This is a genomic window from Roseibium sp. (assembly GCF_965216085.1).
Lineage (GTDB): Bacteria > Pseudomonadota > Alphaproteobacteria > Rhizobiales > Stappiaceae > Roseibium.
Genome location: NZ_OZ244138.1, coordinates 406,981 through 430,550, shown reverse-complemented (window position 1 = coordinate 430,550; position 23,570 = coordinate 406,981). Strand labels below are relative to the sequence as shown.

Below are 23,570 nucleotides of genomic sequence, written 5' to 3'. Positions count from 1 at the left end.
AGCCTCTCCTTAGAAAGAGAGAGTTCGATCCACCGCAAACCAAGGGGAAAGAGCCTCTTGTTCGTTAGAGGCATTGATCGTCCAGGCAGTGGCAAACTCAACCGTTACTTTCGTAGATGCAAAAACTTCATAGAAAGCAGCTAGATGCAAAGCGTCCCTTGTCGACGCACGCAGGACCCGGATAGGGAATTCCGTCTCCATCCAGTCAGGATCACGCATACCAATGCATGCGGTGTTCCCAGCAGCGTCATCAAAGACCATTGCATCAAGCGCTTGACCGGCTTCCCAATTAGAATTGAGATTGGGCTTAGGCTCAATTTTCATCGAAATTTTGAAGCATGCTCCCTCATCAGCCGTGAAAGTGAGTGCATCCAAAACACAATGATCTATTCGCATACCATCAGGTAGTTCGGGAAAGCAGCTCTCCGAGTCCCGAACCCCCGAAACTGGTTTCTTGATATCGACTAACAATCGAATGTCAGCGAACCAATTGCTCCTATGAAGCTCAAACATTTCACTCAGGCGGCCTGAGCGAGTTTTGCTTTCTCAGTTTGGAAGGCCCAATCGAGCCAGACCGTCAGCGCCTTAAGATCGCTGGTCTCGATCGTGGCACCAGCCCAAATCCGGAGACCGGACGGGGCATCCCGATAAGCACCGATGTCATAGGCAATGCCTTCGCCATCAAGCAGTGCAACCATCCCTTTGGCAAAGGCGGCTTGCTGATCAGAGCCAAGTGCCAAAACGTCCGGATCGACGACGGTCAGGCAAACCGAAGTGTTCGACCGGGTTGCCGGGTCTTTTGCCAGGAATTCCGCCCAAGGCGTTTCCGCCACCCAGTCCGCCAGAACTTTCAGATTGCTGTCGGCGCGGTTGATAAGACCGGACAGGCCGCCAAGGCTATCTGCCCATTTCAGAGCATCCAGATAATCTTCCACGCAAAGCATCGACGGGGTGTTGATTGTTTCGCCGCGGAAAATGCCCTCGATCAGCTTGCCGCCTTTGGTCAGGCGGAAGATTTTTGGCAAAGGCCAGGCTGGCGTATAGGATTCGAGACGCTCCACGGCACGCGGGCTCAGGATCAGAACACCATGTGCGGCTTCACCACCGAGAACCTTTTGCCAGGAGAAGGTCACAACATCGAGCTTTGCAAAGTCGAGATCCTGCGCGAAGGCAGCCGATGTCGCATCACAAATGGTCAGGCCTTCGCGGTCTGCCGGGATCCAGTCGCCATCCGGCACCCGGACACCGGAGGTGGTGCCGTTCCAGGTGAAGACAACATCATTCGCAAAATCGACTGTGCCGAGATCCGGCAACTCGCCGTAAGGCGCTTCCAGCTTGCGGACGTTCTCTAGTTTCAGCTGCTTGACCACATCGGTCACCCAGCCCGAACCAAAACTTTCCCAGGCGAGCATTTCGACACCGCGTGCGCCGAGCAGCGACCACAAAGCCATTTCGACAGCGCCGGTATCGGATGCCGGAACAATACCGATCCGGTAGTCATCCGGAACGCCCAGAACCTTGCGGGTGAGATCGATGGCTTCGGCCAATTTGGCCTTGCCGGGTTTGGCCCTGTGCGACCGGCCAAGCGGCGCATCTGACAAACCGTCCAGCGACCAGCCCGGACGTTTGGAACAGGGACCAGAAGAAAAATTGGGATTGGCCGGACGGTCGTCCGGCTTGGCGATAAGTGTGCTCATTTCAAGTCTACCCTCACAGATAGGAGCCCCTCGTTGGGGAGGGGTGGCCCACCTATTGGGATAAGACCTGATCGCTCGAAGGTCAAATCAATTGCCGCATTTTAATACGAAAGGGCCAGTCGATGACCGGCCCTTTCAAAGCGTTTTGTCTGATATTATCAGAAGTTGCTCGAGATCGGCCCTTGCGGAGCGTAGTAGGTCGGAGCCGCCGCTGTGTTGAACGTATAGCGGGCACCAAGCCGGAACTCATGCGCCGTCAGGTCTTCCCAGACTTCGCGGGATGTACCGGTTCCAACATTATGGAGCTGGACGGTTTTTGCTTCGCCGAGGTTCTTGTACCGGTAACCGGCATCAACACTCCAATTGGGCGTAATGGCGTATTCTGCACCCGCCATCAAAGCCCAAGCAAAGTTCCACTGGCCGTTGCTGCCGTCGTAGCTTGAGGACGTGCCATCCGGGTTGTACGAAGTCTTGTTGCTGGCATTGACATAAGCCGCACCAATACCGGCACCAACATATGGTGTGATGTTGTTCCAGGTTGCCAGATCAACATAACCGTTCAGCATGACTGTCCAGACGTCGATGTCCGCCTTTTCAGTCGAGAAGGATCCGGCCGGTACACAGCCGCCACACGGTGCATAACCCGTAGCGCCAGCCTTGGTCTCATAATCGATCGTCAGATCACTTCTGAAGTAGTTGTTGAACTGATAACCGACACCAACGCCAATCATCCAGGCATTGTCGAGGCTTTCGCGCTCATAGCGCAGATCGCCAATCGCAGGGTTGCTGAAGCTACCGCTTGGATCGCTGTAAATCTTATACCCGATATCACCGCGCAGGTAGATGCCACCAGTGGCTGCCGGAGCAACCGGAACGTGTTCAATGACCGGTGTCGGCAAATCAGCTGCATAGCCCGCAGTAGAAAGCACAACAGCAAAGCCGGTCAAAGACAAACGCTTAAATATATTGTCCATGTCCTCGTCCTCTTCCGATATAGCGTCTGCATGTTCATAGCGGACACACCAATCTCACGACGAAGATGACCCGTATTCATTAAGGTTGACTTAACCGTGTTCTTTAACCGTGTTTTTTTACGTTAAGAGATGGTAAACAACTCAAAGTGAACTTTACCTATTATTAAAAAAGCCAGCAAAAACTGCTGGCTTTTTCGCAAAATCAATTCTGATTTATGACCTATGCCGCACTTACGCTGCGGAGGATGCAACAACACCTGCGATATCATTAACCACTTGCTTGACCAACTCGGCATCGTCGCCTTCTGCCATCACGCGAATCAACGGTTCCGTTCCAGATGCCCGGATCACCAGCCGGCCGGATGTGCCGAGCCGGGCTTCACCATCTTCGATCGCCGATTTGACTTGATCCTTTTCCAGCGGAGTTCCACCAGCATACCGGACGTTCTTCAGGATCTGTGGCACGGGTTCGAAACGGCGGCAGACTTCCGATACCGGTCTGTCCTGCTCCTTGATGCAAGCCATGACCTGAAGTGCAGCAATCAAACCATCACCGGTGGTCGCAAAGTCTGACAAGACAATATGACCAGACTGTTCCCCGCCAACATTGAAACCGTTTGCCCGCATGTGTTCGACCACATACCGGTCACCAACCTTTGTCCGTGCGAGGCTGAGCCCTAGGCCCTGCAGGTAACGTTCCAGGCCAAGATTTGACATGACCGTTGCCACAATTCCATCACCAGCCAAGCGGTCACCTGCTTGCCAGGATTGGGCGACAACAGCCATCAACTGATCACCATCTACGACCGTGCCATGCTCATCGACAATGATAACCCGATCGGCATCACCATCGAGCGCAATCCCGATATCCGCACGGACCTCATGGACTTTCTTCGACAAAGCATCCGTCGATGTCGAACCACAATCTTTGTTGATGTTGAACCCATCCGGGGAGACACCCATCGGAATGACATCGGCACCAAGCTCAAACAGCGCTTCCGGCGCAACCTTATAGGCCGCACCATTGGCACAATCTATGACCACACGAAGCCCTTCCAGGCTCATTTTCCGCGGTAAGGTGCGTTTTGCCGACTCGATATAGCGCTCCTGTGCACCATCGATACGCTTGGCCCGCCCCAAATCATGGGCACTGGAAAGCTGTGCGCTTACATCAATTTCGATGAGGCTCTCGATCTCTTTTTCAATCTCATCGCTGAGCTTGAACCCATCCGGCCCAAAGAATTTTATTCCATTGTCTTGGTAAGGATTGTGAGAGGCGGAGATCATCACGCCCAGATCGGTTCGCAGGGACCGTGTCAGCATTGCAACGGCTGGAGTCGGCAACGGACCCAGTAAAAACACATCCATGCCAACGGAGGTGAAGCCCGCGACAAGTGCGTTCTCCAACATATAACCGGACAAGCGAGTATCTTTGCCGATCACAACACGGTGGCGATGACCGCCGTTCTTGAACACCAGACCTGCGGCCATGCCCACCTTAAGCGCCATCTCGGCGGTCATAGGATAGGCATTAGCCTCTCCGCGGATCCCATCGGTGCCGAAGAACTTACGCATAAACCAACCCTTTTGAGTTCTGAAACATCGCTGTTGTAACCGAGTTTAATGGCGCTCGGAGTCAATTCGTGTGAGCAAATGTTACCATCCACTGACACTCCTAAAACAAGCCGCCACATGAAAAATGCCCGGTGAGTTACCGGGCACTTTAAAATCAACCATTTAGGGAATGATTAAGCCTGCGGCTGTGGCTCCATACCACCACTTGGCTCGTCGCCACCGCGTTTGGCGCCGGCAGACGGAACCGCGGACGAGCGGCCAATCGGCTGATCGTCATCGGTGTCGCGAACCGGAGGCTTGCCATCCAGAAGGCCTTTTATCTCATCACCGGACAGGGTCTCATACTCCAGAAGACCTTTGGCGATGGTATGCAGCTGATCTTCATGATCGCCGAGGATCTTCTTCGCAGTTTCATATCCTTGATTGACGAAGGATTTGATTTCCGCATCAACGATTTTCTGGGTTTCATCGGAAACCGTCTGGTTTTTCGCCACCGAATGACCAAGGAAGACTTCTTCTTGGTTTTCACCGTAGAGAAGCGGACCAAGCTTGTCGGACATGCCGAACTGCGTTGCCATTGCACGGGCAAGCTTGGTGGCCATTTGGATATCGCCGGACGCCCCGGACGTGACTTTTTCGTAGCCGAAGATCATTTCCTCTGCCACACGTCCGCCCATGGCCACAGCCAGATCGGCCTTACACTTGGCCCGGGTCAGCGACACCTGATCTTTTTCCGGCAAGCGCATCACCATACCGAGCGCACGTCCGCGCGGAATGATGGTGGCCTTGTGGATCGGATCAGAAGCATCCTGATGAAGCGCAACCAAAGCGTGGCCGGCCTCGTGGTAGGCGGTCAGTTTCTTTTCTTCCTCAGTCATGACCAGTGTGCGGCGTTCCGCACCCATCATGACTTTGTCCTTGGCATCCTCGAACTCAGCCATGGTCACAAGGCGCTTGGACCGGCGCGCAGCCAAAAGAGCGGCTTCGTTGACGAGGTTCATCAAGTCAGCGCCGGAGAAGCCTGGTGTGCCTCGAGCAAGCGTGCGGACATCAACATCCGGTGCCAGCGGCACTTTGCGCATGTGCACCTTGAGGATTTTTTCACGGCCTGTGACATCCGGGTTAGGCACAACGATCTGACGGTCGAACCGACCCGGGCGCAACAAAGCCGGATCCAGAACGTCCGGACGGTTGGTCGCCGCGATGATGATAATGCCTTCGTTCGGCTCAAAGCCGTCCATCTCGACCAGCAACTGGTTGAGAGTCTGCTCGCGTTCGTCGTTGCCGCCGCCCAGACCGGCACCACGGTGACGGCCAACCGCATCGATCTCGTCGATGAAGATGATGCAAGGCGCGTTTTTCTTGGCTTGCTCGAACATGTCACGGACACGGCTTGCGCCGACACCCACAAACATTTCGACAAAGTCAGAACCCGAAATCGTGAAGAACGGAACATTGGCTTCACCGGCAACAGCACGGGCTGTCAGCGTTTTACCGGTACCCGGAGGGCCGACCAATAGAACACCGCGCGGGATACGGCCACCAAGACGCTGAAACTTCTGCGGATCACGCAGGAACTCAACGATTTCTTGCAGGTCTTCCTTCGCCTCGTCGATCCCGGCCACATCTTCAAAGGTGACCCGGCCGTGGGCCTCTGTCAGCAATTTGGCTTTGGACTTGCCAAAACCCATCGCTTTACCGCCAGATCCTTGCATCTGGCGCATGACGAAGATCCAGATCCCGAGGATGATCAGCATCGGCAACCAAGAGAACAGAGCGCCAAGAAGCGGCGAGCTTTCTGCCGGTGGACGGGCGTTGATTAGAACGCCTTTGGAGCGAAGTTCGTCAACATATTGAGCCCCTTCAGGCGCATAAGTTTGGAACGGCCCGCTTGTCGAACTGCCTGAGATCTTCTGTTCTTGAATTGTGACCGATCGGACATCGCCGCGGTCGACCTTGTTCATGAATTCCGAAAAGGCAATCTCATCCGTCGCACTGTTCTGTGTTGGGCTTTGAAAAAGCTGGAACAATGCGATCAGCAAGAGGGCGATAATCACCCAAAGCGCGAAGTTGCGAAAATGTGCGTTCATTTCTATCCCTAAACCGCCCGACGCGACTGACTGCGCACGGTTACATTTCTTTCAGCGAAGATAGGTCGCCTATAGCCCGCTGCCAAGATGGTGCGCCATATTGCACAGGCACGCTGACTATTTTCTTAAGGAAACCCCTAGCAGATGTTCGCGCCTGCGAAAACTGCAGAATTACTACGATCCCTCAAGATCGGTTCTATAGTTACCGGCCAATTTTGGCGGAAACGGGATGCGCTGCAGCGTAATATCGCATTGGCCGCCATATGTGTCCTGCCAGAAGAGGGAAGCTGCCGACCGCACACATACGGCCCCATTCCCTGTCCAGAAGACCGGAGAACACTCAAATGCCTCCTTTGGCCAGCCCTTTGGCCAGGGGAGCGACTGCCGGTCAACGGGAGCATTGTAAAGCGGACCAAGACAGAGCTCCGTCTCGTTCAAATAGTTCGCATCCAGAGCGCCTATTCGATAAAGAAACCTGTTGTCCCAACAACCACTTCCGGAAATCGCTTCCAATGTGGCCGGGCGCGCACGGCCAACTTCTTTCCAAACCAAAATCGCGTCCCGTTTGATTTCCAGCATAGCCCCGCCAAGCGTCTGACGCCCGTTTTTTTGCGCTAAGATCCATTGATCCAAGGCTTCTATTTTCCGCAGCTTCGGCAGATGTGACCGGCCCGTTACCCGCTCGATCATCAAGATCAACAGACGTAGCCGGAACTCCTCAGCTTGCGCCGTAAATACATGTTTTTGAATGCGCAGCGGGCCAGCAGGATGTTCTTCAACATGATCAAAAAAAATGTGGGCAAGGACACTTTCAATGGCTGCACGGGTTCGCCTCAACTGCCGTGCGGTTGTCGCAATCCGTTTCGTAGAAAGCCCTTCCTCGGCAAGAAGGCCAGAAATCTTCCGGAGGCGGCTTCGCTTATATTTATGGTCCTGATTAGACGGATCCTCACACCAGGATTGGTTCCGGGCTTCAAGGGTCGCGATTAGACTTTCTTTTGGCACGTCAAGGAAGGGCCGGATCAGTCGCAGCCCGGCGGGTCCGTTTGGTTCATCCGGTGCCATCGCTCCCAGGCCGTAAATCCCGCTTCCCCGTGTCAGACGGTCAAGAAATGTTTCGGCCTGATCATCAAGATGATGCGCAAGAACAACGGCTTCCGATCCAGATTGAGAGAGGTGGTCCGCAATCAATTGGTATCGGGCGTCCCTTGCTGCCTCCTGCAATCCCGAAGCCGGCTTTTCACTCTTCCATTTGAGGACAAAACAAGGAATGCCGAGAGAATTGCATAAGTCTTGGACAAAGCCGGTTTCCTGACTGCTTTCCGGCCGCAATTGATGATCCACGGTCAAAACTTCACACGTGCCGTCCCAGTTGTTCCGGGACACCCAATCATGAAAAGCAATCAACAGGCAGGTTGAATCCGCGCCACCGGAGACCGCTAGAGCAATTTCTGAAAAATCTTTGAAAGAAGCAAAAAGCTGGTCAATGTCGCCATCGCGAAGTTCAGAATATTGAACTGGCTTCTCAGGAGCATTGGGCACGTTGGCGCTCATCCCGGGCTTGCGATAGAACCGCAGGCGCGGCGTTCGGGAATTTGTTTAGAAGTTCAGAAAATGTTGCACAGGCAACGTCCGTTTCACCCAGGCCCCGCAGAGAGACACCGAGCTTCAACAGACTGTCCGGACTTTTTGAATTGCCGGGATGATCCCGATACGTCTTCAGGAACGCATCAGCCGCTTCGCGGTAATTTTGTTGCGCCAACAGGCTTTCGCCGAGCCAATACTGCGCATTGGCTGTCAGCTCATGGTCCGGATAACTTTCCAGGAACGTCCGGAACCCTGTTTCCGCTGCAGAATAATCCCCGTTCACAGCCATAGAATAGGCTTGGTCGTAGTCGGTCCGCGGATCGCCGCTGCCGATAATCCCGGCAATGGCATCGTCATCCGTCGAAAACTCCGGCCCTGGTGTCACAGCAGGAGCGGTCCCGGGCACCGTTTCCAGCCCCTTGGCGAGCGAAGACAGGTCAATCGGACCGTCTGTTGGCAAGCCGCTGCCTGCTTCATACCCTCCGGATTGCGCCCAATCCCCATCGCCAGAACCATTTCCAGGAACAGTCGCAAAACCGCCGCCCGGTGCAATCAAGTTGCCGGTTTGTGGCGTTCCGTCCTGACCGAGACCAGGTGCAGCATCAGACCGCTTTCCAGGAGTTCCGCCTTCAAGCTGCTGAAACCGATATTCATTGTCTTCCTGCATCCGGCGCAACTGGTCCTGAAGTTCACGCATCTGAAAGGCCATTTGTTCGATTTGACCTGTTAGCGTGCGGATCCGTTCTTCCAATTGGCCAATACGGACGGACGAGTCGTCCTTCCGTTTCCCAAAGAGCTGGGCATGAGACGGTGTTGCCACGGCGAAAAACATCACCGCTAAAACCGGACATGCCAGCCGATAAAAAGTGTTCATTCATCCCTCCGCTGTGCAGCCAATGTCTTAACATGCCGACGCGTTCACTCAAGAGCACAAAGCGCTTCGAGTTCGGCTAAAGTTTGACCGTCGTTCGTTCGATTGGTTCGACGTCAACTGCACTCCAGAACGCAAAAGCCGGGCCAAGGCCCGGCGTTCCTGCGGCTTTTACGCTGAGATCAGTTGGTGGCGTTGTTCAACACCGTGACAGCCCGCCGGTTTTGCGACCAGCAGCTGTTGTCATTACAAACGGCGACCGGACGTTCCTTGCCGTAGGAAATCGTCTTGATGCGCGATGCAGACACGCCTTGAGAAACCAGATAGTCGCGTGCAGCCTGAGCCCGGCGGGCCCCCAGCGCGATGTTGTATTGGCGGGTTCCACGCTCGTCAGCATGACCTTCCAAAGTGATTGTATAATTGGAATAGCGGTTCAGCCACTTCGCCTGATTGGCCAGCGTCGCCTGTCCTTGTGAATTCAGTGTCGACTGATCTTCTTCAAAAAAGACCCGGTCACCGACATTCACGACAAAATCCTGCCCGGTTCCCGGCTTGACATTGGTTGCCAGTCCATCCGGCTTTGTTTGCGCACAGGCTGCAACAAACAAAACGGTGAAGCAGACCGCAATCCAACGCGCGCCCTTGGACGCACTCACCAAATTGAACATTCTCGTCTCCTTACCCCAGCCCGTCAGCCTGAAACCAAAATGCGCCCCGCATTTAAGTAAACGCTTTCTAGTCAAAGTCGGTTAATGCGCTCTGTACAAGACTGGTTAATACTCGTTTACTGATTTTCTTAGTCGATCAACGGTGACCAAGACGGGTCCGACGCAAAGGCAGGTGTTTCCAGCCTTTGTTCGTTGTACCCGGTCAGATCAACCGTCCAAACTTGCGGGCCGCCGTTGGCCCCTGGCGTGTCCCGGAAGAACACCAAAACACGGCCATTTGGTGCCCAAGCTGGCCCTTCGTTGTGATAACCCTCTGTCAGGATCCGTTCGCCTTTGCCATCTGGGCGCATGACGCCAATCATGAAGCGCCCCTGGTGCTGTTTGGTAAAGGCAATCAGGTCACCACGCGGCGACCAGACCGGTGTCGAATACCGCCCTGGCCCAAAGGAAATACGCTGCGCCTGCCCGCCAGCGGCACTCATCACATAGAGTTGTTGTGAGCCACCCCGATCCGATTCAAAAACGATGCGTTTGCTGTCCGGCGAATAAGACGGGCTGGTATCAATCGCAGCCGTGTTGGTCAATCGTGTCGTACGGCGGGACCGCAAATCCATCTTGAAGATGTTGGCATTGCCGCCCTGCTGCAGGCTCATAACAACACTCTGCCCATCCGGCGAGAACCGCGGTGCAAACGTCATTCCAGGGAAGTTGCCGACAATCTCCCGTTGTCCAGTCTCGATATTGAGCAGATAGACACTCGGGTCGTTGCCGCCATAGGACATGTAGGTGATTTCCTGGCTGGTCGGCGAAAACCGCGGTGTCAGCACAAGATCATCACCGCGGGTCAGATACCTGACATTGGCCCCATCCTGATCCATCAGAGCTAGTTTTTTAACTCGCTTGTTCTTCGGACCAGTCTCGTCGACAAACACAATGCGCGTATCGAAATAGCCCTTTTCACCGGTGAGACGCTCATAAACCGCATCGGCAATGATGTGGGCCAGACGCCGCCAGTTTTCCGGTGTCGTATAGAACTGTTGGCCAAGCATCTGTTCTGCTGCGAAAACATCCCACAAACGGAATTCGGCGCGCAGCCTACCGTCCGCCTGTTTGCTCACGGTGCCGGTCACCAGGGCCTGGGCGCTGATCGTGCGCCAATCGCCAAAGCGTGGTGTGGAATTCACGCTCATGTTCTTTTGAATGAAGCTTGCCGGATCCAGGGGGTTAAAAAGGCCGGAGCGTTTCAGGTCCGCGGCAATTACCGACGTCATGTCGGCTGCCAATTTGGTGTCCCCGCCTTCGGAAGAAAACTGCGGCAGCGCGATTGGAAGCGGCTCGACATTGCCTTGTGTGATGTCGATTTCCACCAAAGCAGCGGCAGGTTTAGGAAGTAGCGCAGCAAACAACACAAGAATGACTGGCAGCGCAGCGGCTTTCGAGCCACCGAAACAAAAACACCGCTTCAACATCTCACGCATGAGCACAATAGCTCCCTTACCTTTTATTGCCGGATCTTTGACCGGACTAACCACCGAGCATTTCCCTCGGGTCAAAATTAATGATCACTTCCTGCCAGGCTTCGTATTTGGCGACAGGAAGAGAGTACGGCTGGCATCGCATCACAGCCCGGACAGCACTGCTGGCGGCTGCCCGGAACGCTGGATTGCCATTTGAATTTACAACTTCCGGCCCGCCAGACACTTCGCCGCTTTGCGATAGGTTGAACCGGACCCGGACCTTTAGATCCTCAGCTCCAACTGCACCAACCGGAGGATTCCAGCACATGGCCACCTGGGAGCGTAATGCATCGAGTTCGGATTGGCTCATCCTGATATTCGGTGCGCCCTGGCGCGATCCGAGCGATGCAGGTTGCTCCGAGATACTGCCGGTATGCCCGGCCGGTTCAACCTTGTTCAGCAAGGCTGCGACTTCACTCACGACCGATTCATCGCGGTTGTTTTCAGGTTGCCGGCGCGGCGGTTTTGGCTTGGTCCGGGGCGCAACACTGGTCAAGATTGGTTGAACGGCAGGCGCAGCCTCCTGCTGAGGTTCAGGCTCAGGAGCTGGTTCTGGTTCCGTTGCTGGAGTCGGTTCTGGCACAGGTTCCGGAGATGGTGCTGGTTCTGCTGCAGGCTCAGGCTCGGCAACTTGTTGCGGCTCAGGAGGCGTTGGCTCGGGTGCAGGCGCCGGAGATGGCGTTGGCGGTGTCGGCTGCTGCACCTGGCTCTCGCCAGGTTTGTCGGCCGGCTGCGGCGTCTCTTCGGTCGGAGTTTCGCTGGGCTGCAGAGCAGCAACTTCCCGAACCTCGGCAGTTTTTTCGCCGATGCGCAGCTGAGTGAATTCTTCGATAGGCACCAGGTCTACCGGCAGAGATTCGACCTGCGGGACAGTAAAGCTCTCCGCGTCCGGAAAGGCGACAACGCCCCAGAGCATAAGGGCCGTATGACCGGCCAAAGACGCGATGAGACCTGCGCGCATGACGCGTTACGAGTCCCGTTCTTCCAGAGTAACCAAGCCGAGCCGTTTAAAGCCGGCCGCGTTGATCCGGCCCATGAGTTTCATCATGGTGCCGTAGTCGGCATCCTGATCACCGCGCACATAAATGCGCTCTTCATAGCCATTGGCAGCAATCGCCTCGAGTTTCGGGACGACTTCGTCAATCGCAATTGGCGTATCTTGGATGTAAATCTCGCCAAGCGAGTTGATGGAGATGGTGATCGGCTCCGTGTCTCCCTCCAAGGCTTTCGCTCTTGTTTCGGGCAAGTCGATGGGCACACCCACAGTGAGTAGCGGTGCGGCGACCATAAAAATGATCAGGAGCACCAGCATCACATCGACAAACGGGGTGACGTTGATTTCACTCATCGGCAGGCTGCGCTGCCGGCGCCGTCCGCGGCGTCCGCTTCCAGCCTGTCCAGACCCGACATGCATCGCCATGGATCAGCCCCTCTCGTCGATCTGCCGCGATAAGATCGCGGAGAATTCGTCGGCGAAGCCTTCCATCCGTGCGACCGTCCGACCGACATCGGAGGAGAATTTATTATAGGCAATAACCGCTGGAATCGCAGCCAAAAGACCAAGCGCCGTCGCAAACAGAGCTTCCGCAATCCCCGGCGCAACAACAGCTAAGTTTGTGCTTTCTGAAGCGGCGATCGCCTGGAAGGCTGTCATGATGCCCCAGACCGTGCCGAAGAGACCAATAAACGGGGCTGAAGACCCGACAGTGGCAAGGATCAGCAAACGATTTTCCAGACGCTCCTGTTCCCGCTGAATGGTGACGTCCATCACCCGGTCGATGCGTTGCTGCAAACTTCCTATGGCAGGCCGGGCGCCTTCGTGGCTGCGTTTCCATTCGCGCATGGCGGCGACAAAAAGCGCTGCCATCGAATGGTTCACCCGGTTGTGCAAAGTGCCGTAAAGCTCTTCTAAGGATTGCCCGGACCAGAACACGGTTTCAAACCGGTTCATTTGGCGCCGTGTCTTGCCGAACAGCATGATTTTGTCGACGATGATTGCCCAGCACCATACCGATGCGGCCAATAGCCCCAACATGACAATCTGCACCACGATGTGCGCCTGCCAGAACAAGGCATAAAAAGAAAGCTCGCCCTCAGGCGCCGCCAATGTCGTTTCGACTAGTGTTTCCATTAACTCGATGACCTCTCGGCCGCATGATGCATGTTGCATTCAGAGAACCGGTGCCCCGATTGCACCGGTCACGGGAGCGATTGCTCCTCGGGCCTACGCCTCTCTGACGTTTGATTTTGTCAAAACTGGGACTAACGGGGCGCAAATGCCCCCTTTTCTAAAGGAATCAATTAAGGTTACTGCAAGCTTAACAAGACGGCCCGGATCGTAATATTTTACCTGAACCGGTCAGAATTCGCTCTTGGTCCAACAATTACAGTGTATTGAAGGTCAATTCTGCTCTGAGGGTCGGTGGCGGCCGAGTTTATCCGCAAGCGGGGTCGGAAGGCGTGTTGGTTTACCTTCAGAAGAAATTACGGCAACTGTAACAGCCGCAGACACCAAAAGGTCCTCTCCGCGATAAATTAGCTGATCCAGCTTGATCCGGGCTCCTTTGTAGTCGGCAAGACTGGTTCGGACCTCCAGAACATCATCGATTTTCGCAGGCTTTTGGAAATCGAGCGTCATTGTGCGGACGGCAAATGCCAGCGAAAGGCCATCGCCCCCCTCTGCCAATTCGCTATGATGAATGCCGATCAAGCGGAGAAAATCGGACCTTGCCCGCTCAAAGAACCGGACATAAGCACCATGATAGACGATCCCGGTAAAATCGGTGTCTTCATAATAGACCCGCACCGGCAGAACATGACCACTGTCATCCAAGCGCCCTGCAAGATCCGGCCAATCGCTCACTTTGCATACTCCTAAAATCGAAAAGGGCTTCCCGGTCAGAAAACCGGAAAGCCCAGCAGGTCTTACCTAGGTGCGGCGTTATGCAGCCGCAACCTCGCTCAGGAATTTTTCGACTGAGCCCCGCAGGCGATCGGCCTGCTGCTTCATTTCGATGGTCGCATTCAACATGTCGCCAACCGCCTCTGAGTTTTCTGCAACACCCTGGTTGAGGGACACAACGGTGGATGCAACACTTCGGGTTCCATCGGCAGCCTCAGCCACGTTCCGGGAAATCTCATTTGTAGCAGCACCTTGCTGTTGAACCGCATCTGAGATCGTTCCGGTATAAGAATTGACCTCTTCAACAGATTCAGACACGCGAGCAATCTCTTCAACCGCGTCTGTTGTGGACGCCTGGATTGCAGCGATCTGAGCGGAGATTTCCTCCGTTGCCTTGGCGGTCTGACCAGCCAAAGATTTCACCTCAGAGGCAACAACCGCAAATCCTTTGCCAGCATCCCCTGCCCGCGCCGCTTCGATCGTAGCGTTAAGCGCAAGCAGATTGGTCTGTTCTGCAATTTCGGAAATCAACGAGACAACATCGCCGATCTTGTTGGCCGCTTCCGCAAGACCAGAAATCTTGGAGTTTGAGCTCTGAGCTGCAACGGTCGTCTGCTCAACGATCGTCGCGGTCGTTTCGACCTGACGTGAAATCTCCGAAATTGATGCATTCAGTTCTTCAGTCGCAGACGCCACCGCCTGAACATTTGAAGACGCATTTTCAGAAGACGTGACCGCGGTCTGCCCTTGATCAGCAGCCGATGAAGACCGGGTGCTCAAAGCGGCGGACAATTCTTCCACTCGGATGATGTTGGTTTCCACGAGCTCCAGAACCGATTGGGATTCGGTCCGGAAGTCGTTGATTAGATCATCAATCTTTTGCTCGCGTTCAGCGCGGGCGATATGACCAACTTTCCGCTCTTCAGAAAGGCGTTCGCGTTCGATCGAGTTTTCTTTGAAAATCTCAATGCATCGCGCCATGCGGCCAATTTCGTCCTGGCGTTCGGTCGCTTCAACACCAACTTCAAGATCGCCGTCTGCAATCTTGCGGGCTGTTCCTGACAAACGCTCCAGCGGTGCAAACATCCGACCGGTGATCCACCAAATCAAACCGACAACCGGCAGCAGGCACAAAATACCGGAGATAACAGCACCGTAGGTGATTCGATCTGCAGCGGCCGAAAGCTCGGTTTGGCGCACAGCATCGACCACCCCATAAGAGGTGTTGCCGTATGCGCTTTTGGCTTCGGCATAACGGTAACCTTCGCCGTGGAATTCCATGGTGAGGCCGTCTTGAGCGGCACTTTCGGCCGTATGAACCTCATTTACCTTACCCATCTCATCAAAGCTGACGAGTTGATTCACGGCATCAATGAGGAAGATTTGTTCGCTCTCAGCCAGGCCTGTTGGTTCGTTCAAGAGACCGGCAAGGTTTTCCATATTCGCAGAGAATGCAATCGCACCAAAGAACCGGTCGAGATAGAAAACCGGCGCTGCAAGCACGAGAGAAACCTGACCATTATCCATAGTCACAAAACCAGAAGTGAAGATCTGGCCAGACTCCAAAGATTCATCCGGTAACTTTGCGAACAAGGGCTTTAAAGCCGTTTGAACCGGATGCCCACTAATTTCAGCAGCATCATAGTGATACGCGAATTCCGGACCCTTGTTATAGGAGTAGGTGATGAAGCCGTCTGGATTTGCGAGCGCGACATCGGAGAACAATCCTTGAGCGATAAGCTCCTGAAAGGCCGGATGAATCACTTTGTGATTGTTTACGTAGTAATTCGACTCTGATGGTTCATGCAGCAGATGGCGCTCGTGTTCTGGGTGCGGATTGTCCTCAACGAACATTTTCCGAAGGATCGCAGTCTGGTTTTCCTTCAGGTTTTTCCAGCCGACCAGCGTCTTCATCAGGCCGTCTTTTGCTTCTTCAAGAGTAGAGAAGAATTTGGCGCTGTCAGTAACCTGACCCAGTGCTAGGTCCAAGACTTTCAGCTTCGCATTGGTCGCACTTTTAAGAGCACTGTCGGCCTGACCATTAGCGACATCACGGGAAATCGTGGATGTGACAACAACAATAGCGACACACATCACCATTGCGCCGGCCAAAAACATCAGTGCAAGTTTTGAAGATAAACGCTTACGCATAGTTCCCCCCAGGAGTTCCGAGCAAACTAGGGGCAAAACGCCAACTAAAGGTTAACTAGTTATAATTGAGATCAGTAAAATTGCTAAAGCCCTGTAAGGTTTCATTAGGATTCACTTAATCCGAATCCATGAAAAGTCCCATTTGCGGTCCATCCGTACGTGGCGGGGCAGCAAGCCCGAGATGCTCAAATGCAGTTGGTGTGAGGATTCGCCCCCGCGGTGTCCGCTGTAAGAATCCGTTTTGAATGAGATAAGGTTCCACAATTTCTTCAATCGCATCGCGCGGCTCCGAAAGCGCAGCGGCAATGGTCTCGATCCCTACCGGTCCACCACCAAAATTGACGGCGATCTGATTGAGATAGCGGCGGTCTAGGCTGTCGAGCCCCGCACCATCAACTTCCAGCTGGCGGAGCGCTTTATCAGCAAGGGTCCGGTCAACTTTTTCGACGCCTTCGAACACGGCAAAATCCCGGACACGGCGCAACAAACGTCCGGCGATCCGGGGCGTTCCACGGGAACGTTTTGCAATCTCATGCGCGCCGTCTTCGGCTATTCCAATGCCAAGGATCGATGCGCCGCGTTTGACGATATGTTCCAGTTCCGGGACCGTATAAAACTCCAAGCGGACGGGAATGCCAAAGCGGTCGCGTAGCGGCGTCGTCAAAAGCCCAAGCCGGGTGGTTGCCGCGACAAGCGTGAATTTCGCCAGATCGATCTTTACGGAACGCGCCGCCGGCCCTTCACCAATGATCAGATCAAGCTGATAGTCCTCCATCGCCGGGTAGAGCACTTCTTCAACGGCGGGGTTTAACCGGTGGATTTCATCAATGAAAAGAACGTCGCGCTCTTCCAGATTTGTCAAAAGCGCGGCCAGATCGCCGGCTTTTGCAATCACAGGACCGGACGTTGCCCGAAAATTCACCCCAAGCTCACGCGCCATGATCTGAGCGAGCGTGGTTTTGCCAAGTCCGGGAGGCCCGACAAAAAGAACGTGGTCGAGAGCTTCACCGCGCGCTTTGGCTGCGCCGATGAAGACTTTCAGATTGGCGCGGGCCTGTGCCTGTCCAACAAAATCATCCAGCGCCTGCGGGCGCATGGTGCTGTCGATTTCGTCTCCCCGGATTTCCGGAGTAACGATCCGCGATTCATCCGACATGGGAGACCACCACAAACAGCATCACAAGCAAGAACAACGAATAGGCCACGCGAAGCGCATAGAACTTCTTGAACTGGCGAACGACGAATGGATCGTCAGATTCAATCCGGCGCCCTTTGATCGCAAACGGCCGGTCGCCGACAGTCAGGGAAAACCGGTGATCCAGATACATGATTCCGCCGATTCCAAGCACGACAAAGACAACCGCAATCACGGCGTAGGTAAAGGCTATCATCCTGCCAGCTCCTTCAGACCCAAGCGGATCAAGGTTTCGGTCGTTGCATCTTCGCCGGCAGATTGCATGGCTTTGGCAACAGCCGCGCTTGCTTGCGGCTGGCCATAACCGAGATTGGTCAGAGCCGACACTGCTTCGGCAACGGGACGCGAGGCAACATTGTCCGCCACGTTTTGCGAGACGGCAATGGTGTCCTGATCAACGCTGGCAAGGCTGGGTGCCTTGTCTTTCAACTCCGTCATTATCCGTTCTGCAACACGTTTTCCAACGCCCGGCGCGCGCGAAATCGTCGCCTTGTCGTTCAACGCAATTGCATTGGCAACTTCACTGGCTTTCAAAATGCCAAGGATCGCCAACGCCACCTTGGCTCCCACACCCTGAACGGTCATCAAGATCCGGAACCATTCGCGTTCAGATTCATGGCCAAATCCATAAAGGCGGATCATGTCTTCGCGAACGATGGTTTCGATGAAAAGAACGGCGGCTTCACCAGCCCGCGGCAGACCTTGCAAAATACGCGAGGGGCAATGAACCTGATATCCAACCCCATGAACATCCAGGATCACATGATCCTCGCCATAGCTGTCGACGGTCCCTTTGAGTTTCCCGATCATGCCGCCCCCAAAGCTGCAAGTTTGGCGGCGCTGCTCGCCCGGTGCTGCGCATGACAGATCGCAATCGCCAAGGCGTCAGCCGCATCGTCAGAATTAAAGGTCGCACGCGGCATCAAAACCTTGACCATGGCCCGGATCTGTTCCTTTTCCGCGTGCCCCGTCCCGACCACCGTTTTCTTGACCAGGTTCGGTGCGTATTCAGCAACCGACAATCCAGCGAGCGACGGCACCAGAAGCGCAATACCACGCGCCTGTCCCAACTTAAGAGTCGCGCCGGCATCCTTGTTGACGAAGGTGTGCTCGACTGCCGCTTCCGCTGGATCATGCTGGCGCACCACCTCGCTTAACCCGTCGTGCAACTGAACGAGCCGTTCTGCGAGGCTCTTTTTATTGTCCGACGTCACAGTCCCGGAAGCGATGAAAGACAGCCGGTTTCCCGAAGCCTCAATCATGCCCCATCCGGTCCGTCGCAGGCCGGGATCAATCCCCAGCAATCGAATCGCATGTGTCATGGAACAAATCGGTAACAAAACTTGCCCATTGACGCCAGTGAAAGCGCTGCTTACCAACAAACTCCTGCAATTTGCGAGCCCGTATGTTCGATATCTTTGCGTCCTACTCTCCAGACTTGCTGCTTTTTTTGGCGGGCATTTTGTTCATCGCCGGTTATATCCGCGGGTTCGCCGGATTTGGCGCCGGCATGATTTTCATGCCTGTCGCTGCCAGCGTCATGCTGCCATCTACTGCGGCAGCAACCTTCCTGTTCATTGACAGCATCGTTTCTCTGCCTCTGGTGAGACGCGCCATCCGCCTGTGTGACTGGTCAACGGTTCTACCGGCCGTCTTTGGGTCGGTGATCTTTGTGCATGCAGGTGCCTGGATGCTCGCCAACATGGATGTACTCGCGTTGCGCTGGATCATCAGCTTTGTCGTCATCGCGATGCTGGCGCTTGTTGTTTCCGGCTGGCGGTATCAGCGACAACCGACAAGACCCGTCTCCTTTGGTGTCGGAGCGGTCTCCGGTGTTCTTGGCGGTGTTTCTCAAGTTTCAGCGCCGCCAGTCGCAGCCTTCTGGCTGTCCAGCAATCATAGTGCTGAGGTTATCCGGGCAAACCTTATCTTGTTTTTTCCGCTGGCAAGCATCGGCACCTTCATCGCTTACATCCTGAACGGGTTTTTCACGCTCGAAGTCGGCCGCCTGCTTGTTATCGCGGTTCCGGCCTATGGGATTTCGCTGTTTCTAGGCTCCAAAGCATTCAAAAACGCTGATCAGCGCCTCTACCGCTGGATCGCAAATTTGTTGATTGCTCTCGCAGCTCTCACAAGCCTTCCTGCGCTTGATCCGGTCTTCCGGCCGTAAAAGCATACAGCTCAATCGCGCCAATAATTGTTGGCTTGGGCAATGGTTTGAAAATTGGTCGCAACGACTTGAGAGACACTCGTCAGGCTGTCGGCGTTAAACGCATAGTCGCTGCGCATTTTTTCTCGCGCCGCGTCATCAGGCTGAGTTTTTTTGACCGCCATGCGCGAGAGCTTGATGGCAAGCTCATAACCATCTTCTGGTGTATCTGTCAGCAATGTCGGCAACCAAGACATCTGTTTTCTCCCCATTCGTGTCCAGTTGATAGTTCACACTCGGGAAGCAGATGACAATCGATTTTGGTACAGAGCATCGCCGGACGAATGGAATTTCAATCAATCCTGCGAGAGCACAGATTTCCATTTGGCGCACTTAGCGCCTATCAACCGGTCCAATTCCGCTGAAAACTCAGCTTCAGACGAACAGGTTTGTGCCAGAATACTAAGCGCGACAATTGCAGCATCTGCGGCTTCCTCGCGAACATCTGCCAAGGAATGGTTTTTGTAGGTGCTGCCGGGCGCTTTGGTAACTGTCAAAACAGCTTGGGCCAGTTCGCCGGCCTCTTCGGACAGTTTCAACGTCCGTTCTTGAAGAGACTTGCCGTCAAGTTGGGTGAGTTCGTAGATTTCGCGCATTGCGTTTCCCAAAAGAAAAACCCCGGCCGGGCCGGGGTTGATCAACAAACGTTTTGTCAGCTTAAGACGCCAGCTGCGCCATCGTCTCGTCATCAACATCGAAGTTGGTGTAGACGTTTTGAACGTCATCATCATCTTCCAGCATGTCGATCAGTTTCATCAGCGTCTGGGCCTTGTCCGCATCAACCGGTGTCAGGTTCTGCGGCTTCCAGATGATCTTGGTGGAGTCGGCTTCACCGAGCGCGTCTTCAAGCGCCTTGCCGACATCGTTCAGATCTTCAAAGGCTGTGTAGATCGTGTGACCGTTTTCATCGGACTGCACGTCTTCAGCACCCGCTTCAATGGCCGCTTCCAAAACGGCATCGGCTTCGCCAGCTTCCGGCTTGTAGATGATCTCGCCAACCCGGTCGAACATAAATGACACCGAGCCGGTTTCGCCCAGAGATCCGCCACATTTTGTGAAATAGGACCGGATGTTGGATGCGGACCGGTTACGGTTGTCGGTCAAGGCTTCAACAACAACAGCGACACCTGCCGGACCATAACCCTCGTAACGGATCTCGTCATAGGTTTCCGCATCACCGGCCTGGGATTTGTTGATCGCCCGCTGGATGTTGTCCTTCGGCATGGACTGGGCTTTGGCGTTATTGACCGCCAAACGCAGACGCGGATTGGAATCTGGATCCGGGTCGCCCATCTTTGCGGCGACGGTGATTTCCTTGGACAGTTTGGAGAACATCTTGGAGCGGACGGCATCCTGACGTCCCTTGCGGTGCATGATGTTCTTGAATTTTGAATGGCCTGCCATGGCTCTTCTCGGCTCTCAGTCGGATTGCTTTTTAGAAAACTCGCCCGCTTATAGGCAAGTTGACGCTGAAAATCCAGTTCCGGAAATTGCGGAGATTGATACCTCTCAATCAGCTGTCCAAAAGGACGGCAGCACTGGCTCCAGACGCCCGCCAATTCTGAGCGGGCCAACTTTTTCCGCCAGTCCGGTGCGGTCATCGGTCTCAATCGCAACGCCGCATATGGTGGCTGGGCCCGTTGCTGGCGTAAACCTTGAGCCAGGGATCTTACGCTGGAAGCGATTGACCGGCTCTTCCTTGTCCATGCCCAGCACACTGTCATAGGCGCCGCACATACCAGCATCTGACAGGTATGCCGTACCATTTTCCAGGATCTGATGATCGGCCGTCGGCACATGCGTGTGCGTGCCAACCACAAGGCTCACCCGGCCATCAAGAAAATGGCCCATGGCCTGTTTTTCGCTGGTCGCTTCTGCATGAACATCCACGATGATGGCGTCCGCCACCTGACCAAGCGGACAGTCATTGACCACCTTGTCCATCGCCGCAAACGGGTCGTCGAGCGCGTCCATATAGACCCGGCCCATGACGTTGGCGACCATCACCTGGGCACCATTTCGGGCGGTATAAAGATGCGCGCCACGCCCCGGAGTACCTTTCGGATAGTTCACCGGGCGCAGCAACCGGTCCTGCCGTTCGATGTAAACCAGCGTGTCGCGCTGGTCCCAGACATGATTGCCCGTGGTGACGACATCTGCACCTGCATCCAGAACGTCCTGCAAGATCGCTTCGGTAATCCCGAACCCGGAGGCGGAATTCTCGCCATTCACAATCACGAAATCCAGCTGCTGTTCTTCGACCAGGCCCGGCAGCTGTTCAATGACCGCCGTGCGGCCGACCCGGCCGACCAAATCCCCCAGAAAAAGAATACGCATAAAACCTCGCAGAACGCCTACTTCAAATCTGGCCCCGGTTTACCGGAAGGATCTGTATCCGTCTTCCGTTAAAATGCCTGCCAAGGGCTTGTCATGTCCTTCGGCCGGGACAAGGTCAACTTCTTGAACGCCAAAAGCAAGGCCAATGCACACCACCGGCCCGGCCTTCTCCAACGCAGCAATCGCAGTATCGTAATGGCCTTTTCCATATCCGATGCGGTTGCCGTGTTTGTCAAAACCCGCCAGCGGCATCAGCAAAACGTCAGGCCGCAGCTCTTCAGCTTCAGGACCTGGCGCCATGGTGCCGAACCCAGCCGGCTCCATTTCAGCGCCACGTTCAAGCCTCCGGAACTTCAGGTGCGGCTCGGCGACTACGGGCAGGCACAAGGGATGGCCCGCCTGACGTAATTGATCCATCAGCGGGCGTGGGTCAATTTCATCCCGGATTGGCCAAAATCCTGCAACCACAGTTCCAGGAGATATCGGCAGGCCGGAAACATGCTCGGCAAGCGCCAGGCTTTTTTCGATCCGATCAACTTCCGGCATGGCCTTGCGGCGTGCAAGAGCCTCTTTTCGGAGCTGATTTTTTTCGTGAGCGAGGGAAGTCTGGGTCGTCATCGGTGTCTTATGTCATGTGTTTTTGCGTGACCCGGCTTGAGGCAGCGTCCTCAAGCAGCGTAGCCGCCCGACCGTTGGATCTGCAATCCCGGAGAACCTACAAAGTAGGTGGGCGCCGTATGCAACGGACCACGGCCCAGCGCAGGGACAGCTCCCTAAGGAATGCGTAAGGCCCCGGGGATAAATATCCTGACAAATCGGGCAGCCACGATTACCGCATATAGAGACAACGCCGCGCAATTACCAGAGCGGCATATTCTTGTTCCCAAACGAAACGGGGACATGTTTAAAAGCCGCCGTCAATCAGAATTGCTGCGCAGGCTTTTGTTCAGGCCCTCAGCAAGGCTTTCAATCCGTGCCGCGGCTGTATTCACCGCCCTGGAAAGATCTTCCTCGTGCTGGCTCATGTTGTTCACGGCCGCCGCCTCTTGGTCTTTGGCGGCTGCCAGTTCCTGCTCCAGGCGCGCAACCTTCCGCTCCAGCTCGGAAAGCTGATCGGTTGCCATGATCCCGGCCATCACGGTGAGGCGTTGATCGCCGATTTCACCAAATGCCGATTTCAGCTCACCGATCCAGCCATCGAAACGGGCCGCAAGGCCTTCCAGGCGCTGCTCTTCACCATCGTCGCAAGCCATCCGGAACGACTTGCCATTTATGGTCACGCTAATCTGGGCCAAGTGCCATCAGCCTCCGTGTGCATCCAAAACGCTGCGGATCGTTTCCATCGCCGTAACCAGACGGCGGGATACATCCTTGTTTGCCTCTTCCAGACGTGAGGCTTTCGCCTCGCTCTCATCCAAAGTGGCAGCCAGTTGGGAGCGATCCTCACCCATCCGTTGCAAATCATCTTGCAAAGAATTGAGAGAGCGATCCGAATCCAAACGGCGTTGAACCGCAGTTTCCAGTTGACCTAAGGCATTTTCAAGGCGCTTTACGGCATCGGCCAGGCTGGTCTTTTCCATGCAATCGACATCCGCCATATAAAGCGTTACCCCAATTCCCCGTCGTGGCGGCTGAACCCAGCCCCTTGAAGAGAGCAACATTCAGCATAGCTATTTCGCACAAAAAATGATGCGCCCGCAAACAACTTGCGGGTTTCTCGCTTTCCTTGGCAACCTGACAAATCAAAAAAGGTAAATCTGTTACCGGATGTCGAGATTAGGTGCAGCATATTCTTTC

26 protein-coding genes and 1 other RNA gene are annotated in these 23,570 nt (G+C 54.8%); 1 reads left to right on the top strand and 26 read right to left on the bottom strand.

Annotated features, from left to right (window positions below; translation table 11 throughout):
* Nucleotides 1–9: 9 nt before the first annotated feature.
* From ACOOFE_RS02095 to ruvC, 18 genes are all read right to left on the bottom strand, one after another.
* Nucleotides 10–513, bottom strand: a complete 504-nt coding sequence (locus ACOOFE_RS02095) for a hypothetical protein (RefSeq protein WP_420413433.1) — start codon at nt 511–513, stop codon at nt 10–12.
* A 5-nt stretch (nt 514–518) separates the two neighbouring features.
* Nucleotides 519–1,697 carry a phosphoserine transaminase gene (locus tag ACOOFE_RS02090; protein WP_420413432.1) on the bottom strand — a complete coding sequence of 393 codons (1,179 nt, stop codon included), beginning with the start codon at nt 1,695–1,697 and terminating at the stop codon, nt 519–521.
* Between the two features lie 158 nt (nt 1,698–1,855).
* Nucleotides 1,856–2,671: an outer membrane protein gene (locus ACOOFE_RS02085; RefSeq protein WP_168206292.1), complete on the bottom strand. Its 816-nt coding sequence runs from the start codon at nt 2,669–2,671 to the stop codon at nt 1,856–1,858.
* A 231-nt stretch (nt 2,672–2,902) separates the two neighbouring features.
* A complete protein-coding gene (gene glmM / locus ACOOFE_RS02080; RefSeq protein WP_141184883.1) occupies nt 2,903–4,246 on the bottom strand; it encodes a phosphoglucosamine mutase in 1,344 nt (447 codons plus the stop codon).
* Between the two features lie 173 nt (nt 4,247–4,419).
* Nucleotides 4,420–6,336: an ATP-dependent zinc metalloprotease FtsH gene (gene ftsH / locus ACOOFE_RS02075; RefSeq protein ID WP_420413431.1), complete on the bottom strand. Its 1,917-nt coding sequence runs from the start codon at nt 6,334–6,336 to the stop codon at nt 4,420–4,422.
* Between the two features lie 174 nt (nt 6,337–6,510).
* Nucleotides 6,511–7,890, bottom strand: a complete 1,380-nt coding sequence (gene tilS, locus ACOOFE_RS02070) for a tRNA lysidine(34) synthetase TilS (protein WP_420413430.1) — start codon at nt 7,888–7,890, stop codon at nt 6,511–6,513.
* Nucleotides 7,862–8,797, bottom strand: coding sequence for a tol-pal system protein YbgF (gene ybgF / locus ACOOFE_RS02065; protein ID WP_168206291.1), 936 nt, complete (start codon nt 8,795–8,797; stop codon nt 7,862–7,864). Before ybgF ends, tilS begins: the two co-directional genes overlap by 29 nt.
* A 179-nt stretch (nt 8,798–8,976) precedes the next feature.
* Nucleotides 8,977–9,462, bottom strand: coding sequence for a peptidoglycan-associated lipoprotein Pal (pal, locus tag ACOOFE_RS02060; RefSeq protein WP_141184880.1), 486 nt, complete (start codon nt 9,460–9,462; stop codon nt 8,977–8,979).
* A 128-nt stretch (nt 9,463–9,590) separates the two neighbouring features.
* Complete coding sequence (gene tolB, locus ACOOFE_RS02055) at nt 9,591–10,940, bottom strand: Tol-Pal system beta propeller repeat protein TolB (protein WP_420413429.1); 1,350 nt, start codon at nt 10,938–10,940, stop codon at nt 9,591–9,593.
* Nucleotides 10,941–10,986: 46 nt separating this feature from the next.
* Nucleotides 10,987–11,940 carry a cell envelope biogenesis protein TolA gene (locus ACOOFE_RS02050; protein WP_420413428.1) on the bottom strand — a complete coding sequence of 318 codons (954 nt, stop codon included), beginning with the start codon at nt 11,938–11,940 and terminating at the stop codon, nt 10,987–10,989.
* Nucleotides 11,941–11,946: 6 nt separating this feature from the next.
* Nucleotides 11,947–12,399: a protein TolR gene (gene tolR / locus ACOOFE_RS02045; protein WP_141184878.1), complete on the bottom strand. Its 453-nt coding sequence runs from the start codon at nt 12,397–12,399 to the stop codon at nt 11,947–11,949.
* Between the two features lie 3 nt (nt 12,400–12,402).
* Nucleotides 12,403–13,110 carry a protein TolQ gene (gene tolQ, locus ACOOFE_RS02040; RefSeq protein ID WP_141184877.1) on the bottom strand — a complete coding sequence of 236 codons (708 nt, stop codon included), beginning with the start codon at nt 13,108–13,110 and terminating at the stop codon, nt 12,403–12,405.
* A 270-nt stretch (nt 13,111–13,380) separates the two neighbouring features.
* Complete coding sequence (gene ybgC / locus ACOOFE_RS02035) at nt 13,381–13,842, bottom strand: tol-pal system-associated acyl-CoA thioesterase (RefSeq protein ID WP_420413427.1); 462 nt, start codon at nt 13,840–13,842, stop codon at nt 13,381–13,383.
* Between the two features lie 78 nt (nt 13,843–13,920).
* Nucleotides 13,921–16,032, bottom strand: coding sequence for a methyl-accepting chemotaxis protein (locus tag ACOOFE_RS02030; protein ID WP_420413426.1), 2,112 nt, complete (start codon nt 16,030–16,032; stop codon nt 13,921–13,923).
* A 115-nt stretch (nt 16,033–16,147) separates the two neighbouring features.
* Nucleotides 16,148–17,188, bottom strand: a complete 1,041-nt coding sequence (gene ruvB / locus ACOOFE_RS02025; protein WP_420413425.1) for a Holliday junction branch migration DNA helicase RuvB — start codon at nt 17,186–17,188, stop codon at nt 16,148–16,150.
* Nucleotides 17,178–17,423, bottom strand: coding sequence for an endonuclease (locus tag ACOOFE_RS02020; RefSeq protein ID WP_141184874.1), 246 nt, complete (start codon nt 17,421–17,423; stop codon nt 17,178–17,180). Before ACOOFE_RS02020 ends, ruvB begins: the two co-directional genes overlap by 11 nt.
* Nucleotides 17,420–18,037: a Holliday junction branch migration protein RuvA gene (ruvA, locus tag ACOOFE_RS02015; RefSeq protein ID WP_420413424.1), complete on the bottom strand. Its 618-nt coding sequence runs from the start codon at nt 18,035–18,037 to the stop codon at nt 17,420–17,422. Before ruvA ends, ACOOFE_RS02020 begins: the two co-directional genes overlap by 4 nt.
* Nucleotides 18,034–18,549 (bottom strand): crossover junction endodeoxyribonuclease RuvC, encoded by a 516-nt coding sequence (gene ruvC, locus ACOOFE_RS02010; protein WP_141184872.1) that lies wholly within the window; start codon nt 18,547–18,549, stop codon nt 18,034–18,036. The genes ruvA and ruvC overlap by 4 nt, the downstream gene beginning before the upstream one ends.
* 83 nt (nt 18,550–18,632) lie before the next feature.
* Here ruvC and ACOOFE_RS02005 point away from each other — a divergent pair, with 83 nt between their 5' ends.
* A complete protein-coding gene (locus ACOOFE_RS02005; protein ID WP_420413423.1) occupies nt 18,633–19,397 on the top strand; it encodes a sulfite exporter TauE/SafE family protein in 765 nt (254 codons plus the stop codon).
* 11 nt (nt 19,398–19,408) lie between these two features.
* Here the strand turns inward: ACOOFE_RS02005 and ACOOFE_RS02000 are convergent, their stop codons facing one another.
* The 8 genes from ACOOFE_RS02000 to ACOOFE_RS01965 form a co-directional block, all read right to left on the bottom strand.
* Entirely contained in the window at nt 19,409–19,633 is a 225-nt protein-coding gene (locus tag ACOOFE_RS02000; RefSeq protein WP_420413422.1) for a hexameric tyrosine-coordinated heme protein, read from the bottom strand.
* Nucleotides 19,634–19,732: 99 nt separating this feature from the next.
* Complete coding sequence (locus ACOOFE_RS01995) at nt 19,733–20,032, bottom strand: MazG-like family protein (RefSeq protein ID WP_420413421.1); 300 nt, start codon at nt 20,030–20,032, stop codon at nt 19,733–19,735.
* A 61-nt stretch (nt 20,033–20,093) separates the two neighbouring features.
* Nucleotides 20,094–20,840, bottom strand: a complete 747-nt coding sequence (locus tag ACOOFE_RS01990; RefSeq protein WP_420413420.1) for a YebC/PmpR family DNA-binding transcriptional regulator — start codon at nt 20,838–20,840, stop codon at nt 20,094–20,096.
* Between the two features lie 105 nt (nt 20,841–20,945).
* Complete coding sequence (locus ACOOFE_RS01985; protein ID WP_420413419.1) at nt 20,946–21,773, bottom strand: TIGR00282 family metallophosphoesterase; 828 nt, start codon at nt 21,771–21,773, stop codon at nt 20,946–20,948.
* Between the two features lie 39 nt (nt 21,774–21,812).
* Complete coding sequence (locus ACOOFE_RS01980; protein ID WP_420413418.1) at nt 21,813–22,391, bottom strand: 5-formyltetrahydrofolate cyclo-ligase; 579 nt, start codon at nt 22,389–22,391, stop codon at nt 21,813–21,815.
* 56 nt (nt 22,392–22,447) lie between these two features.
* Nucleotides 22,448–22,602, bottom strand: a non-coding RNA gene (gene ssrS / locus ACOOFE_RS01975) — 6S RNA.
* Nucleotides 22,603–22,690: 88 nt separating this feature from the next.
* Complete coding sequence (locus ACOOFE_RS01970) at nt 22,691–23,068, bottom strand: cell division protein ZapA (protein WP_420413417.1); 378 nt, start codon at nt 23,066–23,068, stop codon at nt 22,691–22,693.
* Between the two features lie 6 nt (nt 23,069–23,074).
* Nucleotides 23,075–23,353, bottom strand: coding sequence for a DUF4164 domain-containing protein (locus ACOOFE_RS01965; protein WP_168206290.1), 279 nt, complete (start codon nt 23,351–23,353; stop codon nt 23,075–23,077).
* Nucleotides 23,354–23,570 lie beyond the last annotated feature (217 nt).